Origin of the sequence: Thauera sp. WH-1 (assembly GCF_047806685.1) — a bacterium.
Lineage (GTDB): Bacteria > Pseudomonadota > Gammaproteobacteria > Burkholderiales > Rhodocyclaceae > Thauera.
This window is the reverse complement of the sequence record NZ_JBLQGP010000038.1, coordinates 1-17,294: the sequence shown is the minus strand read 5'-3', so window position 1 is coordinate 17,294 and position 17,294 is coordinate 1. Positions and strand designations below refer to the sequence as shown.

Here is a 17,294-nt window from a genome sequence, read left to right as displayed (position 1 = left end):
CACCAACGTGCCGCACATCTTCGCCATCGGCGACATCGTCGGCCAGCCCATGCTCGCCCACAAGGCGGTGCATGAGGCGCACGTGGCGGCCGAAGTCGCGGCCGGGGAGGCACAAGGCAAGGCGGAGCTTGCCCGGGCCGCCTTCGACGCCACCGTGATCCCGGGCGTGGCCTACACGCATCCGGAAGTGGCCTGGGTCGGCTACACCGAGGCGCAGGCCAAGGCCGAGGGCAAGCAGGTCGACACCGCCAAGTTCCCGTGGGCCGCGTCCGGCCGCGCGATTGCCAACGGCGCCGACTACGGCTTCACCAAGCTGATCTTCGATGCCGAGACCCACCGCGTGATCGGCGGCACCATCGTCGGCCCCTCGGCCGGCGACATGATCGGCGAGGTCTGCCTCGCCATCGAGATGGGTGCGGATGCGACCGACATCGGCAAGACCATCCACCCGCACCCGACCCTGGGCGAGACGGTGGGCATGGCGGCCGAAGTGGCGCACGGCAGCTGCACCGACCTGCCGCCGATGCGCAAGAAGTAGACAGTCTGCGTGGGGTCGGCGTGATGCAATGCTCTAGGACAATAGAAACATTGAATCAGGCCATTAGACTGCAATCACACCGACACCACCCCACTGGCAGGCCTCCCGCAGGAGCACCGGCCGGTCCCTCGAAAGGAGCACAAGGGCCATGACAGCCATCTCGCAACAGACGATCTCCAGCCTGCCGATCGACAGCGATGCGGACGAAACTCGCGACTGGCTCGACAGCCTCGCCGAAGTCGTCGAGCGTGACGGTCTTCAGCGCGCGGAGTACCTCGTCGACCGCCTGATCGAATCGGGTCGCCGCAGCGGCGGCCGTTTTCACACCCGCCACACCACCCCCTACCGCAACACGATCGGCGTCGAAGCACAGGCGCCCTACCCCGGCGATCTCGACCTCGAGTCGCGCATCACCGCGATCCACCGCTGGAATGCCCTCGCCATGGTGTCGCGCGCCAACAAGCTGCATCCGGAACTGGGCGGCCACATCGCCACCTATGCGTCGATTGCCGATCTCTACGAAGTGGGCTTTCACCACTTCTTCCGTGCCCGCAGTGACAGCCACCCCGGCGACCTGGTCTATTTCCAGGCCCATTCGGCGCCCGGCATCTATGCCCGCGCCTTCCTCGAAGGCCGGCTCGGCCGCGACAACCTCGAGCACTTCCGGCGCGAGGTCTCCGGCGGCATCGGCCGCGGCCTGTCGTCCTATCCGCATCCGACGCTGATGCCCGACTTCTGGCAGTTCCCCACCGGCTCGATGGGCCTGGGTCTGCTCAGCGCCATCTACCAGGCGCGCTTCCAGCGCTACCAGGAGCACCGCGGCATCATCGCGCCGAGCGACCGCAAGGTGTGGGCCTTCGTCGGCGACGGCGAGATGGACGAGCCCGAGTCGCTCGCCGGCATCTCGCTGGCCGCCCGCGAGCAGCTCGACAACATGATCCTGGTGGTGAACTGCAACCTGCAGCGCCTCGACGGTCCGGTGCGCGGCAACGGCAACATCGTGCAGGAGCTCGAGACGCTGTTTGCCGGCGCCGGCTGGAACGTGATCAAGTGCATGTGGGGTAGCAACTGGGACGTGCTGTTCGCCCGCGACCACGACGGCTGGATCCTCAAGCGCATGGCCGAGGCGGTCGACGGCGAGTTCCAGAAGCTGTCCGCGACCGACGGGCACTACAACCGCGAGCACTTCTTCTCGCGCTATCCCGAGCTCGCCGCCCTCGTCGCCAACATGTCCGACCAGGACATCGACGCCCTCAAGCGTGGCGGCCACGACCCGATCAAGATCTACGCCGCCTACGCCGCGGCCGTGAGCCACCGTGGCCAGCCGACCGTGATCCTGGCGCAGACCACCAAGGGCTATGGCATGGGCGCATCCGGCCAGGGCGCCAACACCTCGCACCAGACCAAGAAGCTGGCGCGGGCCGACCTCGAACGCTTCCGCGAGCGCTTCGGCCTGCCCCTGTCCGACGATGACCTCGACGAACTGCGCTACTTCCACCCAGGCGAGGACAGCGCCGAAGCCCGCTACGTGCAGGCACGCCGCAGCGCCCTGGGCGGCTACGTGCCGGCCCGCGCCCATGAGGCGCGTCCGATCGCCCTGTCGCAGCCCGAACTCTACGTGCCCTTCCACGCCGACTCGGGCGAGCGCGAGATCTCGACCACGATGGCCTTCGTGCGCCTGCTCAACAAGCTGATGCGCGACAGCCAGCTCGGCCCCCGCATCGTCCCGGTGGTGGCCGACGAGGCGCGCACCTTCGGCATGCAGGACATGTTCCGCCAGTTCGGCATCTACTCGCCCTGGGGCCAGCAATACACGCCGCAGGACAGCGATCAGCTCGCGTTCTATCGCGAGGATGTGAAGGGGCAGATCCTCGAGGAAGGGATCTCGGAGGCCGGCTCGATGGCGTCCTGGATCGCGGCCGGCACCGCCTACTCGCACAGCGACGAACCGATGCTGCCGTTCTACATCTTCTATTCGATGTTCGGCTTCCAGCGCGTCGCCGACCTGATCTGGAACGCGGCCGACTGCCAGGCGCGCGGCTTCCTGCTCGGCGCCACCGCCGGCCGCACGACGCTGTCCGGCGAAGGCCTGCAGCACGAGGACGGCCAGAGCCACATCTATGCCGCAACGATCCCGACCTGCCACGCCTACGACCCGGCTTTCGGCTACGAGGTCGCGGTCATCGTCGAGGACGGCGTGCGCCGCATGATGGCGGAGAACCACACCGGCTTCTACTACATCACGATGTACAACGAGAACCACCAGCAGCCGGCGATGCCGGTGGGCGCCGAGGACGGTATCCGCCGCGGTCTCTACCTGCTTCGCAGCAGCACGCTGGAAGGGGTGCCGCGCGTGCAGCTGCTTGGCAGCGGCAGCATCCTGCGCCAGGTGCAGGACGCGGCCGCGCTGCTCGAGCGCGAGTTCGGCGTCGCCGCCGACGTGTGGAGCGCCACCAGTTTCGGCGAACTGCGCAAGGACGGCATCGCCTGCGACCGCTGGAACCTGCTGCATCCGGAAGAGGCGGCGCGTACGCCGTGGGTCACCGAGCAACTGGCTGGCCGCGAAGGGCCGGTGGTGGCGGCGACCGACTTCATCCGCTCCTATCCCGACCTGATCCGCAACTGGGTCCCGCGCCGCTACACGGTGCTGGGCACCGACGGCTTCGGGCGCTCCGACACCCGTGCCGCCCTGCGCGATTTCTTCGAGGTCGATGCCCGCTACATCGCGCTCGCTGCGCTGCAGAGCCTGGTCGCCGAGGGCACGCTCGAGGCGTCGATCCTGAAGGGTCTGCCGGCCCGCCTCGGCATCGACGTCGACAAGCCCAGCCCGATCGGCAGCTGATGCCCGCGCACCCGACCTCCCTGCCCGACGCGCAGCGGCGCGCAGGGCAGCAATCTACTCCTTCGAGGTAAGACGAAATGACCCGCTTGCTGGATGTAAACGTTCCCGACATTGGCGACTACAACAACGTGCCGGTGATCGAAGTGCTCGTGAAGGCGGGCGACACGATCAACGCCGATGACCCGATCGTCACCCTCGAATCGGACAAGGCGACGATGGACGTGCCCGCGCCGCAGGCCGGCACCGTGCGCGAAGTCCTGATCGCGGTCGGCGACCGCGTCTCGGAGGGCAGCCTGCTGCTGCGGATCGAGACCGCCGACGCCGGCGCGGCGGCGCCCGCTGCGACACCCGCTGCGCCCACGGCGCCCGCCGCCGCAAGCCCCGCCGCTGCAGCACCTGCAGCGCCCCCCGCTGCCCCGGCGCCGACTGTGGCGGAGCCGCCGCCCGCGGCACCGGCGGCCAGCCCGCCGCCCATCGTCGCGCCGACAATCGTCGCTGGCGGCAAGGTGCATGCGAGCCCCTCGGTGCGCCATTACGCACGCGAGCTCGGCGTCGATCTGGCCACGGTCAGGGCCAGCGGACGCAACGGCCGCATCACCCGCGAGGACGTCACCGCCCACGTCAAGGCGTCGATGCAGAGCGGCGTGGTGCCGGGCAAGACCGTGGCACAGGCTGCCCCGGGCAGCACGCTCGAGCTGCTCCCCTGGCCCAAGGTCGATTTCTCCAAGTTCGGCCCGATCAAGCTCGAACCGCTGTCGCGGATCAAGAAGATCTCGGGGGCGAACCTGTCGCGCAACGCGGTGCTGATCCCGCACGTGACCAACTTCGACGAAGCCGACATCACCGAGCTCGAGGCCTTCCGCAATCAGGTCAACAGCGAGAATGCGAAGGATCCGAACGCGGCCAAGCTCACCATGCTCGCCTTCCTGATAAAGGCGAGCGTGGCGGCCTTGAAGGAATTCCCGACCTTCAACAGCAGCCTCGACGGCGAGAACCTGGTGCTGAAGGAGTACTTCCACATCGGCTTCGCCGCGGATACGCCCAACGGACTCGTGGTGCCGGTGATCCGCGACGCCGACCGCAAGGGGCTCTACGAGATCGCGTCCGAGTCCGCCGCGCTGGCGAAAAAGGCGCGCGAGGGCAAGCTCGGGCCGGCCGACATGAGCGGCGCCTGCTTCACGGTGTCGAGCCTGGGCGGGATCGGTGGCACCGGCTTCACGCCGATCATCAACGCGCCCGAGGTGGCGATCCTGGGTGTGACCCGCAGCCAGATCAAGCCGGTCTGGAACGGCAAGGAGTTCGCCCCGCGCCTGATCATGCCGCTGTGCCTGTCGTGGGACCACCGCGTCATTGACGGCGCACTGGCGGCCCGCTTCCTGGTGCATCTGGCGAAACTGGTGAACGACTTCCGCCGCATCAGCCTGGGATGAGTGGCGGGCGGTGCCGCGGGGATCGGCGGCACCGCTTTTTTCACCACAGGCGCGCCCGCCGGCGCGCGCCTTGTTATCATCGCGGCCTTTCCGATCAAGCGCTTGCGCAATCCAGACGCCGATGAGCACCGACCGCCACACCCTCGAACTCCTTGCCCCGGCCAAGACCGCCGACTTCGGCATCGAGGCCATCAACCATGGCGCGGACGCGGTCTACATCGGCGGCCCTGCCTTCGGTGCGCGCTCGTCCGCGGACAACTCGGTGGCGGACATCGCGCGCCTGGTGCAGCACGCCCACCGCTACCACGCGCAGATCTTCGTCGCCACCAACACCATCCTGTTCGATGCCGAACTCGAACCGGCACGCAAGCTGATCTGGGAACTGTATGACGCCGGGGTGGACGCCCTGATTGTGCAGGACATGGGCCTGCTCGAGCTCGACCTGCCGCCGATCCAGCTCCACGCCAGCACCCAGACCGACATCCGCGACGCGAGCAAGGCGCGCTTCCTGCAGGACGTGGGCTTCTCGCAGATCGTGCTGGCGCGCGAGCTGTCGCTCGCCGAGGTGAGGAAGATCGCGGCGGCGACCACCTGCCAGCTCGAATACTTCGTGCACGGCGCGCTGTGCGTGGCCTTCTCCGGCCAGTGCTACATCAGCCACGCCCATACCGGGCGAAGCGCCAACCGCGGCGAATGCTCGCAGGCCTGCCGCTTGCCCTACGACCTCAAGGACAAGGACGGCCACACCATCGCCAGCAACCAACACATGCTGTCGATGAAGGACAACAACCAGAGCGCCAACCTGCGCGCACTGGCCGCGGCGGGGGTGAGCTCGTTCAAGATCGAGGGTCGCTACAAGGACCTCTCCTACGTCAAGAACATCACCGCCCACTACCGCACGCTGCTCGACGACATCATCGAGCACCCCGAAGCTGACGCTCCTGTGTATCGCCGCGCCTCGAGCGGGCGTACGACCTTCCTGTTCACCCCGCAGGCCGACAAGACCTTCAACCGCGGCTACACCGACTACTTCACCAACGACCGCCACCACGGCATCGAGGCCTTCGAGTCACCCAAGTTCGTCGGCGAGCCGATCGGCCGGGTGAAGAAGATCGACACCAAGGGACGCAAGTTCTTCGACGTCGAGCGCGTCGCGCCGATCCACAACGCCGACGGCCTGACCTGGTACACGCCGAAGGGCGAGCTCACCGGCCTGCGGGTGAACCGCGCCGAGGCCAACGGCGGCGGCGAAGGCATCGACCGCGTGTTCCCGTCCGAGCCGCTGCCGGCCGATCTGGTGCCCGGTACCTCGCTGTTCCGCAACCACGATCACGAGTTCGAGCGTGCGCTGGAGAAGAAGTCGGCGGAACGCCGCATCAGGGTCGACGCGCGCTTCTCGGCGACCGCCGACGGTTTCGCCCTCACGCTCACCGACGAGGACGGGCTCAGCGGCACGGCGACGCTCGCTACCCCCTTTCAGCCGGCGCAGAACGCCGAGCGCGCACTCGCCACCTTGCGCGAGCACATCGCCAAGCTCGGCAACACCCTCTTCGTCGCCGCTGACATCCGCACCGATCTGCCGGTCGCCCCCTTCCTGCCCGCAAGCCAGCTCAACGCCCTGCGCCGCGACGCCGTCGAGCGCCTCGAGGCTGCGCGCCTGGCGGCCCACACCCGTCCGCCGCGCGCCGCCGCGGTCGAGCCGCCGGTGCCCTACCCGCAGGACGCGCTGAGTTACCTCGCCAACGTCTCGAACGACAAGGCGCGCGCCTTCTACGCCCGGCACGGCGTCAAGCTCATCGACGCCGCCTTCGAAGAGAACCAGGAGACCGACGACGTCTCGCTGATGATCACCAAGCACTGCCTGCGCTATAGCTTCAACCTGTGCCCGAAGGAAGTGAAGGGCATCCGCCCCGACCCGATGCAACTGGTCAATGGCGACGAGACCCTCACCCTGCGCTTCGACTGCAAGCGCTGCGAGATGCACGTGGTCGGCGCGCTGAAGCCGCACATCGCGAAGATGCGCGACACGGTGGTGGCGCAGAAAGTGAGCTTCTTCCCCACCCGACCGGGCAAGGACGCGGCGCGGCCGGCGCGGACCTGAGGCTCAATCGCCCGGCGGCAACGGGTCAGCAGCGCCATGGGGACCCACCTGATTCGTGACCAGCAGGACGATCGTGCGCCCCCCAACGACCTTCGTTTCAATCCGGATGAATACGGGTATGTCAGCCGGACTGCAGGTTGAATTGACTCGACGTTCCACGCCGGGGTGGCGCGTGGGGCCATGCGCTCGACTGGGCAAGGAGTGATCGCGCCGATGCACGCGGGGAAATGGAATGAGGCAAGCGGTGCATTGCGCCTCGCTTGTTGCGCCCTACGCCGCCTGGCGCTGCCCTGGTTGCTGCTGGCGCTGCATGCGTCCGGCGTCAGCGCGGCCACCCTGGCCGGCGGCCCGATGGCGGGGCCGGCGACGGCCGAACGCGTCGGCGTGTGGCTGATGACCGACGCCCCCGCGCAGGTGCAACTCGAGTACTGGCCGCAGGGGCAGCCCGAGGCGGTGCGGCGCAGCGCGCCGGTCGCCACCCGCCTCGAGCACGGCCACACCGCGCGCATCGACCTCGACGGCTTGCAGGCCGCCACCCGTTACGCCTACCGCGTGCTGCTCGACGGCACCCCGGTCGAACTCGACGCGGCGCCCGCATTCTCCACCGCGCCCGCGGATCCGGCCGCGCCGCGCGAGTTGCTCATCGCCACCGCCTCGTGCAACTACGTTCCCGACGCGCCTTACGAGATCACCAAGGATTCTTTCGGCGCCGGCTTCGAGATCTTCGACACCGTCGCCGCACAGCGCCCCGACCTGATGCTGTGGCTCGGCGACAACATCTACTACCGTGACAGCGACTTCGAGCCCGCGGACGAAGCCGCCGCGCGCATGCACCGGCGCTGGGCGGCCACGCGCAGCTTCGCGCCGCTGCAGCGGCTGCTGCGCACCGGCCAGCACGTCGCCATCTGGGACGATCACGACTACGGCCCGAACAATTCGAACCGGGACTTCGCGCTCAAGGCGACGGCGCTCGCGCATTTCAAGGACTACTGGGCGAACCCGAGCTACGGACTGCCCGACGCGGCCGGCACCTTTACCCGCGTGCCACTCGGCGACGTCGAGCTGTTCCTGCTCGACGACCGCTACCACCGTGACGACGACGCCAGCGAAGACCCGGCGCGGACGATGCTCGGCGCGGCGCAGCTCGAGTGGCTCAGGGACGCGCTGCGCGACTCGCGCGCCACCTTCAAGCTGGTCGCCAACGGCAGCCGCATGCTCAGCGATCGGCCGTCGCGCGAGCAGCGCGGTGGCGAAGGCTGGCACAACTTCCCGGCCGAGCGCCAGGCCTTCCTCGACTGGCTCATGGCGGCGCGCATCGACGGCGTGTTCTTCGTCTCCGGCGACATCCACTACACCCACCTGACCGAACGCGAGCGCCCCGGCACCTATCCGCTGACCGAGCTCACCTGCTCGCCGCTGACCGCGCGCGTGCATCCGCGCCCATTCCCGGTGCGCGAGGTCCCCGGGACGCTGGTCACGCAGCGCAACTTCTGCACGCTGGCGTTCGCCGGGCCGGCCGGCGCGCGCGTGCTGCGCGTCACTGCGTGGGATGCCGCGGGCACGCGCCTGTGGGAGGCAGCGTTTCCGGCCGCGCGGCTGCGCACGCCGTGAGCGCACCCAGGCCGAGCAACGCGCGCGTGCGCGCCTCATCCACAATGCCCGACACCGCCTTGACGCCCCCCGGCCGTCGAAGAACAGCGTGCGCGGCAGCTCGCCGCGCGGACCTGATTGACTGCGATCAACCGACGCCAGCCACATCCATTTGCGCCCTCGCCGCGACCGCCTGATACCCGCTCAGCACGTCGGCGCAGAATCAGCCCAGGCTCAGTTCACCGTCTCCGCCACCTGCAGCAGCGGCAGCGGCGGGAACAGGCGCAGCGTTCGCGCCACCTGCATGTTGATGACCACCGCGAAGTCGCGCATCTGCAGCACCGGAAGGTCGCCACCCTGGCGCCCTTCGGTGAGGATGCGTTCGGCCTGCACGCCCGCCAGGCGGCCGACGTCGCGGTAGCGCGGCGCCACCGAGATCAGCGCCGAGGCCTCGCGCACCAGCTGCTCGTAGGGGCTGAGCACGGCCAGCCCCTGCTGCACGGCCGTCGCCGTCACCGTGCGGCCCGCACGTTGCAGGAAGGATGACGAACCCAGGTAGAGGAAATCTGCGCCGTCGGCCTTGAGTGCGGCGATCGCCGGCGCGATGTCGGCCTCGCGCGGCTCCCCGTCGGCGGCCAGCGGCAAGGCTCGCGCCACCAGCTCGAAGTCGAGGCGCGTGGCGAGTGCGGCCAGTTCCGCGCGCTTGAGCACCGAATTCGGCTCGTTGCCGTTGTAGATGAGGCCAAGGCGTCGAAAGTCGGGCCGCAGCGCGCGGATCGTCTCGATGTTCACCTCCTCGGGCACGCGGTTGTAGGTGCCGGTGAGGTTGCGACGACCGGTGCGCTCCAGGCTCTCGACGAGGCCGGCGCCGACCGGATCGGCAACGATCATGAACACCTGCGGAATATCGTGGTTGAAGTCGGCCGGATCGCCCGGCTCGCCGAGGGTGCCGGCCAGCCCCTGGGTCACGCTGGTGCCCCAGCTCAGGATCAGGTCGACCTGGCGCGCTCGCGCCTCGGCAAGAAAGGCCGGCAGGCGGCCGCGGTCCTGACCGGCGTCGCGCAGCACGAACTCGACGTCCACGCCACGCTCGCGCAGCTGCGCCTGAAAGCCCTCGCAGGCCTCCTCGCAGCCGCGCCAGGTCACGATCATCACCTCGTAGCGCGCCGCCTGGGCAGCGCTCGCCGCCAGCATCAATGCGACCGCCATCGCAAGGCGTCTCATCCACATCTATCAGCGCTCCCGAGCCCGTCGCCCACCGACCCCTGCAATCGATTCCACCGTAGCACACACCAGCGCACCACACAGGACGGTCCAACCCACCGCGGCGATCGTGCCGGCGATGCCGGTGTGGCCAAGAAGCACGGCACTGACGAGCAGGCCGAGCAAGGCGCCGATGCGCTCGCCCAGCCGCAGCGCCGACAGGGCCCCGCCGTCAGCGCCGCCGATGCGCAGCGCCAGCGCGTGCATCGGCGCACGCAGCATGGCGTGGCCGATGCCGAGCAGCACCAGCATCCGTACGGTGCCCCAGAAGTCCACGTGGGCGGCCAGGTGGAGCAGCGCTGCCGCCGACAGCAGCGCACCGCCGACCACCAGCGGCAGTGGGCCAACCCGGCGGTCGGCAAGCTGGCTCGCCGTGCCGCCGACGAGCATCACCACCAGGTAGTAGAGCATGACCACGCGGGCGATCTCGGCCGGTCCGGACCCCAGCTCGGCCAGCAGCAAGGGGCTCAGATACCAGACGACGATGGCGGTGGTCGCATTGGCGGGCACCGCCACCGCCAGCAACAGCACCGCGAGCCGGCCCCAGCCGCGCCGCACCGCCACCGCAGCAGGCGCCGGCGCGGACGCCACCGCATCGCCTGCCTCGCCACGCATCGACAGCAGCGCCGGCAACGCGGCCGCCAGCACCGTCACCGCGCCGGCGGCGAAGGCCACCGCGAATCCGAAGCGCTCGGCGAGCAGGCCGCCCAATGCCGAGCCGCAGAACACGCCACCGAAGATCACCGTCACCGACACCCCGATCGGCGCGGCCCGACCGGCGCCGGCCGCGGCACGCAGCGCATACTCCTGGCAGGCGATGGTGCCCAGCGCGTAGCACAGGGCAAGCCCGGCCCGCCACGCCGTGATGCCGACCACGCTGGTGCTGAGTCCCATGCCAAGCAGCGTCACCGCAGCGGGCGCGAGGACGCCGACGAACAGCCGCCGCGGGCCGAAGCGCCGCGCCAGCGCGCCGGCAAAAGGCGACATGATCGCGATCGCGAGCAGATAGACGAGCAGTGGCAAGGCCGCCGCGAGTTCGCTCGACAGCCAGGGCGGGCGTCCGGCATCGCGCGCGTAAAGCGGCAGGAAGGCGGTCGCCACCTCGGTGCCGACCGAAAACAGGAACAGCGCGAGCCGGATGTCGGCAATGTCGGACAAGCGCAGCAGGCACGGGCCATCCGCATCGACGCGGATGCCGGCGCGCGCCACCAGCCCCGCCCGCGTCGCCGCCGGCAGCGTCGCCAGGCGGCGGGCGAGATCCAGCGCGTGGTCGCTGAAACGGGCGGCCGCACGGCCCAGCCCGCCGAGGCCACCGCCGCCCACGACATGGGCAAAGATGCCCTGGCGCTGCTCACGCAGCAGTCGCAGCACGCGGTCGAAGGGACGACCGACGGTGCCGTGGGCGAGTGCGAACACCAGCTCGACCGCGATCACGCTCGCCACCAGGGCCACCACCAGCACGTCGAGGAAGATGTCGCGCAGGCGGGTGTGGACGAAGCGCGAATTGACCTCGATCACGATGTCGCCGACCAGCTCGTTGCCCGCCAGCACCGGCAGCACGAAGGCCCCCCGCGCCACCGCGAGCACGTCGGCAGGCGCCGGCGTGAAGGAGGACTCGCCCGCCTCGCCGCCACGCGCGGCCTCGGCAAGCAGCTCGCCAGCCATCGAGCGCACGGCGATGCGCTCCACCTCGCCGAAGCGGCCGAGCGTCTCGCCCAGGTGGCGATCCAGCCCCGCGATGGCATCGACGGGGATGCCCAGCTCGACCGCCTGCTGGATCTCGCCACGCACGATCGCGCCGATCAGCCGCGTACGGTTCTCGAGCTCTGGCGCCACCGCACGGTCGAAGGCAAGCAAGGCCGACACCCCGAGCGCCAGCAAAGCCGCGGTCACGCCCCCCACCACCAGCACGATCAGGCGGACCCGAAAGAAGCCGCTGTCGAGTTCACGCCTCACGCTCATGACCGCTCCTCATCGGCCGCCGCCAGGGCGCGGCGCGCATCGAGGTAGCGTCGTTCGGCGTCGGCCAGCAGGGCCGCCAGACCGTCGTCCCCTGGCACCTCCTGCCCGGCCGCCGGCGTGGACGCGTCGGCGAGCTCGCCGCGTTCGGCCACGGTGACGAACGCCTGTCGCCACGACCTACGCTCGAACGCCGCAATGCTCTGATCCACCGCGCGGAAGACCGCCAGATGCGGTGCCAGCCCCAGGCGCAGCAGCACGACACCGAGCGCGGACGACACGACGAGGACGGCCACCGCGGCCACTGCCAGTTCAGCCCCCATGGCACGCAGATTGGTGAGGCTGGCGCGCCGCGGGTACACGATCAGCACGCCCCCCATCGGTGCGCCGGACGCCGACTGGATCTGGATGCCGCTCAGGAAGCCGTCCTCGGTCTCGCGGTACCAGGGCCGACCGGCTGCCGCGGCGAGCGCGACCGCGGCCGAGGGTGGAATGCGCGCCGGCGCAGCGGGCGCGGTCGAATGGACGACCCGCCCCTCGGCATCGAAGACGTGGATGGCGACGATGGCCTCGTCGGTCTGGCGGGCGCGCTCGAGGATCGCGGGCGCATTGCGCACCGCCTGCAGCGACAGGCCGATGCGCGCCGCGGCGGCGAACGGGGTCGCGGTGCGGTTGGCCAGCACCGCCAGGCGCTCACCCACCAGCGCCGCATCGATGCTCGCGTAGCGCAGCGTGGCCAGGCCGACGAAGAAGGCCAGCACGAGGACATTGACCACGACCACCACTGCCCATACCCGCCAGAACAGCGCCATGCCCCTCTCCATCCGATGCCATGAGCCGTGCTGCTCGTACCAGCGTAGTTGCGGAAGCCGCACAAATGAAGCGCCGATGCGACCAGCGCGACAGCTGGCGGCGCAAAACCCGGGCGGCACAGGGTAAGCTTCCGCCCCATCGGTAAGCTTCCGCCCCGCCCCGCAAGCGGTGATGATCGCCGCGGCCTCTTCCATCCTTGCTGCGACACCTCACGCCCGCGCCATGCTGACCCCCGCCCACCAGCTTCCCCACCATCCCCGCCTCGCCGAACAGCCGCTCGTGGTGATGGCCTTGTGCGCCGACTGGTGCGGCACCTGCAGGGAGTTCCAGGTGGTGCTCGAGCGCGTCGCCCGGGCCCACCCCGAGATCCTCTTCGCCTGGGCCGACATCGAGGACGATGCCGAGCTGGTCGGCGACATCGACGTGGACGACTTCCCGACGCTGGCCATCTTCAGGGGTGGACGGCCCCTGCACTTCGGCGCCTCGCTGCCCCTCGAGCCGGTGGTGACGCGGCTGCTGGAAAGCCTCGCGCACTCGTCCGCCGGCGCCATTGCCGTCCCGCATGCCGTGAGCGAGTTCGGCGCCCGGCTGGCGCGCTGAAGCCCGCCCCTGCAAGGCCGCGGGCGGTTCGCGCTTGATCCCGTGCCCGCGATCTTGCACAGTCCTGTGCATCGCTCCGCGGACGCCGACCATGAACGCTCTCTTCCCCCGCAGCCCGCTGCTCGCCGGCACCGACGTCGAGGCCAAGCGCGCCGAGCTGCTCGCCTACTTCCACACCACCTTCGACCGCTACGAGTCCCTGTTCGAGGTGCTCGCCTGTGACGAGGCCTACTACAAGAAGCCGATCAGCCTGCGCCACCCGCTGATCTTCTACTTCGGCCACACCGCGACCTTCTTCATCAACAAGTTCCTGCTCGCCGGCCTGATCGAGCAGCGCATCGATCCGCGCCTCGAATCGATGTTCGCGGTCGGCGTGGACGAGATGAGCTGGGACGACCTAGATGACACCCGCTATGACTGGCCCACCGTGGCCGAGGTTGCCGCCTACCGCGACAAGGTGCGCGCGGTGGTCGACCGGGTGATCCGCGACACGCCCTTCACGCTGCCGATCGGCTGGAAGGATCCGTTCTGGGCGGTGGTGATGGGCATCGAGCACGAGCGCATCCACCTCGAGACCTCCTCGGTGCTGATGCGCCAGCACGCGCTGCACTACGTCAAGCCGCATCCGGCCTGGCAGCCCTGCGCCGAGCACGGCGAGCCGCCCGCCAACGCGCTGGTCGACATCCCGGCCAGCACGGTGAGGCTCGGCCGCAGTTTCGATGAGCCGATCTACGGCTGGGACAACGAATACGGCAGCCACCACGCCGAGGTGCCGGCCTTCCAGGCCGCGCGCCACCTCGTCACCAATCGCGAATACCTCGGCTTCGTCGAGGCCGGCGGCTATGCCGACGACAGCGTGTGGGACGAGGAGGGCCTGGGCTGGAAGCGCTTCGCCCGCGCCGAACACCCCACCTTCTGGGTGCCGGATGCCAACGGCTGGACCCTGCGCCTGATGACCGAGGAAGTGCCCATGCGCTGGGACTGGCCGGTCGAGGTCAACTGCCTCGAGGCGCGCGCCTTCTGCCGCTGGAAGGCGCGTGAAACCGGCCAGCCGGTGCGCCTGCCGACCGAGGACGAGTGGAACCGCATCTACGATCACGCCGGCCTCGCCGACGTGCCACAGGACGCGCCGGCCAGCGCCAACCTGCACCTGGACCACTGGGCCTCGAGCTGTCCGGTGACGCGGTTCCCGCATGGCGGGCTGTTCGACGTGGTCGGCAATGTCTGGCAGTGGTGCGAGACGCCGACCTATCCCTTCGACGGCTTCGACGTGCATCCGATCTACGACGACTTCACCACCCCGACCTTCGACGACCGCCACGGCATCATCAAGGGCGGCAGCTGGATCTCGGCCGGCAACGAGTCGCGCCACGCCTCGCGCTACGCCTTCCGCCGCCACTTCTTCCAGCACGCGGGCTTCCGCTACATCGTCAGCGACGCGCCCGCACTCAACCCGGCCTCGACCTACGAGACCGACGCGCTGTTGTCGCAGTACGCCGAGTTCCATTACGGCGACGAGGCCTTCGGCGTGCCGAACTTCCCGAAGGCGCTCGCCGACATCGCGATCAGCGCCCAGCGCCGCTTCGGCAACGGCCGTCTCGTCCGTGCGCTCGATCTGGGCTGCGCCACCGGGCGAGCGAGCTTCGAACTGGCGCGCGCCTTCGAGCGCGTGGTCGGCATCGACTTCTCTGCGCGCTTCATCCAGGCCGGCGCCAAGCTCGCCGAGACCGGCGTGCTGCGCTACACCCTGCCCGACGAGGGCGAGCTGGTGAGCTACCACGAGCGCCGGCTCGACGCGCTGGGCCTGGCCGAGACCGCCGGCCGCGTCGAGTTCTGGCAGGGCGACGCCTGCAACCTCAAGGACGTCTTCACCGGCTTCGACCTCATCCTCGCCGCCAATCTGATCGACCGCCTGTACAGTCCGCGCCGCTTCCTCGCCGACGTGCCGCGGCGGCTCAACCCCGGCGGCCTCCTGCTGCTCGCCTCGCCCTACACCTGGCTGGAAGAGCACACCAAGCGCGAGGAGTGGATCGGCGGCTTCAAGAAGGATGGCGAGTCCTACACCACGCTCGACGGCCTGAAGGACCTGCTCGCCGCCGACTTCGAACTGGTGCAGGGGCCGCAGGCGGTGCCCTTCGTGATCCGCGAGACGCGGCGCAAGCACCAGCACACGCTGTCGGAGCTGACCATCTGGAGGAAGCGCGCATGACGGCCATCGACCGCGAAGCCTTGATCGACCGCGCCGCCGGCGCGCTGATGGGCGCCTTCATCGGCGACGCGTTGGCGCTCGGCCCGCACTGGTACTACGACCTCGACGAGCTGCGCGCGCGCTACGGGCCGTGGATCTCCGATTACACCGCGCCCATGCCCGACCACTACCACGCCGGGATGAAGGCGGGCGAATCCTCGCAGGCCGGCGTGCTGCTGCGCCTGACGCTGGAATCGCTCGCCGAGCGCGGCGGCTACGACGAGGCCGACTTCTGCCGGCGGCTGGACGAGGACTTCTTCCCGCAGATTGACGGCGTGCCGATGCACGGCCCCGGCGGCTACACCAGCCAGTCCATCCGCGAGGCCTGGAGGAAACGCGTGCAGCAGGGCCTGCCCTGGGGCCAGGTCGGCGGCAACGCCGACACCACCGAAGCCGCCGAGCGCACGCTGGCGATCGCGGTGCGCTACGCGCTCGACCCCGCCGCGCTCGCCGACGCCGTCACCCGCAACACCGTGCTCACCCAGACCGACGGCACCGTGGTGGCGATGACGGTCGCCTTCGGCGCGGTGCTCGGCATGCTGGTCGAGGGCCACACGCTGGACGCGTCGATCTCGGCCAAGCTGATGGCGCGGGTAAAGTCCGGCGCGTTGCCCTTTCACACCGTGACCTCGGGCAACCTTCAGGCGCCCAGGCCCGGCGCCGCCGAGGCCCCGACCGCCGGCCGCTTTCCCTCGCCCGATGCGCTGCTCACGCAATCCTCGATCGCCCGTGCAGCCCGCGACCCGGACGTGCGCATCGAGCCGGCATGGAAGGTGTCGCTGGTGTATGGCATGCCGTGCGCGGTGTATCACCAGTTCCCGGCGGCGTACTACCTGGCGGCGCGCTTCGCGGACGACTTCGAGTCGGCGGTGCTGCATGCGGTCAACGGCGGCGGGCAGAACCTGGCGCGGGCGATGCTGACCGGGGCGCTGGTGGGGGCGCAGGTGGGGTTGGGCGGCATTCCGCAGCGCTTCATCGCCGGACTGGCGGACAGCGCGGCACTGAGGGCGATCGTGCAGCGCGTCGCCGCGCAGACGAGGGCCGCCTGAACGGGCGTTCTTGCCAAATTTTGCCAAGCGACCTAGGCTGCGCGCATGAGCACCATGAACATTTCCCTGCCCGACAGCCTGAAGTCCTTCGTCGACGAGCAGGTCAGCGAACGCGGCTACGGCACCAGCAGCGAGTACGTGCGCGAACTGATCCGCAAGGATCAGGATCGGCAGCGCCTGCGCGGCTTGCTGCTGGCCAGCGCAGCCAGTGCCCCCGCAGCCCCGGCCGATGCCAATTATTTCGAAGGCCTGCGTGACCGGGTCCGCCAGCGTACCAAGACAGATTCTCGCGGGTGAGGACGAAGCCGGTCGTTCCGCGTGAGCAGGCCAGCCAGGATGTTGACGCGGCGCTCGCCTGGTATCTGGAAGAGGGCGGGCCTTCCGTGGCACTCGATTTCATCGACGCGCTGGAACGGGCCTACACCCACATCGGCCGCCATCCGGGCACGGGCTCGCCGCGGTATGCCCATGAACTTGAGCTTCCCGGCCTGCACGCGTGGTCGCTGTCCCGTTACCCCTACCTCGTCTTCTATGTCGAGAGACCAGACCACATCGATGTCTGGCGCGTGCTGCATGGCCAGCGCGACATTCCCGCCTGGATGCAGGATCCGGACACCTTGGCCTGAACGCCACGGGGCTGCCAGTCGGCCGTTTCCCCTCGCCCGATGCGCAGCTCAGTCGTGCCGAGCTGCGGGTATGCGCCTTGCGGCCAGAGCGCCAGACCGCAAGCCGATTCGATGTATGGCGGGTGGCTGCTATCGGATGCTGAGTCCGGATAGCGGCAGCCGACCCGGAGCCGCCTGATGACATTCTCAAGCGCGACGTCAGCATGCAGGTCGTCAAGCTGCCGCCCATGTGGAC

Annotated in this window: 12 protein-coding genes and 1 pseudogene; 10 read left to right on the top strand and 3 right to left on the bottom strand. The window is 69.5% G+C overall.

The window, feature by feature from the left end; genetic code table 11:
• The 5 genes and pseudogenes from ACMV5O_RS20430 to ACMV5O_RS20410 form a co-directional block, all read left to right on the top strand.
• A pseudogene (locus tag ACMV5O_RS20430) lies at positions 1–538 on the top strand (dihydrolipoyl dehydrogenase); the annotation flags it as partial.
• A gap of 148 nt (positions 539–686) precedes the next feature.
• A complete protein-coding gene (aceE, locus tag ACMV5O_RS20425; protein ID WP_416165176.1) occupies positions 687–3,380 on the top strand; it encodes a pyruvate dehydrogenase (acetyl-transferring), homodimeric type in 2,694 nt (897 codons plus the stop codon).
• Positions 3,381–3,457: 77 nt separating this feature from the next.
• A complete protein-coding gene (aceF, locus tag ACMV5O_RS20420) occupies positions 3,458–4,810 on the top strand; it encodes a dihydrolipoyllysine-residue acetyltransferase (RefSeq protein WP_416165175.1) in 1,353 nt (450 codons plus the stop codon).
• Positions 4,811–4,931: 121 nt separating this feature from the next.
• A complete protein-coding gene (locus ACMV5O_RS20415) occupies positions 4,932–6,911 on the top strand; it encodes a peptidase U32 family protein (protein ID WP_416165174.1) in 1,980 nt (659 codons plus the stop codon).
• Between the two features lie 213 nt (positions 6,912–7,124).
• Positions 7,125–8,522 (top strand): alkaline phosphatase D family protein, encoded by a 1,398-nt coding sequence (locus tag ACMV5O_RS20410; RefSeq protein WP_416165173.1) that lies wholly within the window; start codon positions 7,125–7,127, stop codon positions 8,520–8,522.
• Between the two features lie 213 nt (positions 8,523–8,735).
• Here ACMV5O_RS20410 and ACMV5O_RS20405 read toward each other — a convergent pair whose 3' ends face one another.
• The 3 genes from ACMV5O_RS20405 to ACMV5O_RS20395 are packed head-to-tail and all read right to left on the bottom strand — an operon-like array spanning position 8,736 to position 12,535.
• Complete coding sequence (locus tag ACMV5O_RS20405; protein WP_416165172.1) at positions 8,736–9,725, bottom strand: ABC transporter substrate-binding protein; 990 nt, start codon at positions 9,723–9,725, stop codon at positions 8,736–8,738.
• A gap of 9 nt (positions 9,726–9,734) precedes the next feature.
• On the bottom strand, positions 9,735–11,726 hold the full coding sequence (locus tag ACMV5O_RS20400; protein ID WP_416165171.1) for an MFS transporter: 1,992 nt from the start codon (positions 11,724–11,726) through the stop codon (positions 9,735–9,737).
• Positions 11,723–12,535: a hypothetical protein gene (locus tag ACMV5O_RS20395; protein ID WP_416165170.1), complete on the bottom strand. Its 813-nt coding sequence runs from the start codon at positions 12,533–12,535 to the stop codon at positions 11,723–11,725. The genes ACMV5O_RS20400 and ACMV5O_RS20395 overlap by 4 nt, the downstream gene beginning before the upstream one ends.
• A gap of 223 nt (positions 12,536–12,758) precedes the next feature.
• Between ACMV5O_RS20395 and ACMV5O_RS20390 the strand changes: the two genes are divergently transcribed.
• From ACMV5O_RS20390 to ACMV5O_RS20370, 5 genes are all read left to right on the top strand, one after another.
• A complete protein-coding gene (locus tag ACMV5O_RS20390; protein ID WP_416165169.1) occupies positions 12,759–13,136 on the top strand; it encodes a thioredoxin family protein in 378 nt (125 codons plus the stop codon).
• A 91-nt stretch (positions 13,137–13,227) separates the two neighbouring features.
• Complete coding sequence (gene ovoA, locus ACMV5O_RS20385) at positions 13,228–15,345, top strand: 5-histidylcysteine sulfoxide synthase (RefSeq protein ID WP_416165168.1); 2,118 nt, start codon at positions 13,228–13,230, stop codon at positions 15,343–15,345.
• On the top strand, positions 15,342–16,433 hold the full coding sequence (locus ACMV5O_RS20380; protein WP_416165167.1) for an ADP-ribosylglycohydrolase family protein: 1,092 nt from the start codon (positions 15,342–15,344) through the stop codon (positions 16,431–16,433). The genes ovoA and ACMV5O_RS20380 overlap by 4 nt, the downstream gene beginning before the upstream one ends.
• 45 nt (positions 16,434–16,478) lie before the next feature.
• Positions 16,479–16,730: a type II toxin-antitoxin system ParD family antitoxin gene (locus ACMV5O_RS20375; RefSeq protein WP_416165166.1), complete on the top strand. Its 252-nt coding sequence runs from the start codon at positions 16,479–16,481 to the stop codon at positions 16,728–16,730.
• A complete protein-coding gene (locus ACMV5O_RS20370; protein ID WP_416165165.1) occupies positions 16,727–17,059 on the top strand; it encodes a type II toxin-antitoxin system RelE/ParE family toxin in 333 nt (110 codons plus the stop codon). Before ACMV5O_RS20375 ends, ACMV5O_RS20370 begins: the two co-directional genes overlap by 4 nt.
• The last annotated feature ends 235 nt before the right edge of the window (positions 17,060–17,294 follow it).

Bases quoted from the DNA above. Each gene is read 5' to 3' on its own strand.
- ACMV5O_RS20400 (WP_416165171.1), bottom strand. From the start codon at position 11,726: ATGAGCGTGAGGCGTGAACTCGACAGCGGCTTCTTTCGGGTCCGCCTG.
- ACMV5O_RS20390 (WP_416165169.1), top strand. From the start codon at position 12,759: ATGCTGACCCCCGCCCACCAGCTTCCCCACCATCCCCGCCTCGCCGAA.
- ACMV5O_RS20410 (WP_416165173.1), top strand. From the start codon at position 7,125: ATGCACGCGGGGAAATGGAATGAGGCAAGCGGTGCATTGCGCCTCGCT.
- ACMV5O_RS20405 (WP_416165172.1), bottom strand. From the start codon at position 9,725: ATGAGACGCCTTGCGATGGCGGTCGCATTGATGCTGGCGGCGAGCGCT.
- ACMV5O_RS20375 (WP_416165166.1), top strand. From the start codon at position 16,479: ATGAGCACCATGAACATTTCCCTGCCCGACAGCCTGAAGTCCTTCGTC.
- aceE (WP_416165176.1), top strand. From the start codon at position 687: ATGACAGCCATCTCGCAACAGACGATCTCCAGCCTGCCGATCGACAGC.
- ACMV5O_RS20395 (WP_416165170.1), bottom strand. From the start codon at position 12,535: ATGGCGCTGTTCTGGCGGGTATGGGCAGTGGTGGTCGTGGTCAATGTC.
- ovoA (WP_416165168.1), top strand. From the start codon at position 13,228: ATGAACGCTCTCTTCCCCCGCAGCCCGCTGCTCGCCGGCACCGACGTC.
- ACMV5O_RS20415 (WP_416165174.1), top strand. From the start codon at position 4,932: ATGAGCACCGACCGCCACACCCTCGAACTCCTTGCCCCGGCCAAGACC.
- aceF (WP_416165175.1), top strand. From the start codon at position 3,458: ATGACCCGCTTGCTGGATGTAAACGTTCCCGACATTGGCGACTACAAC.
- ACMV5O_RS20380 (WP_416165167.1), top strand. From the start codon at position 15,342: ATGACGGCCATCGACCGCGAAGCCTTGATCGACCGCGCCGCCGGCGCG.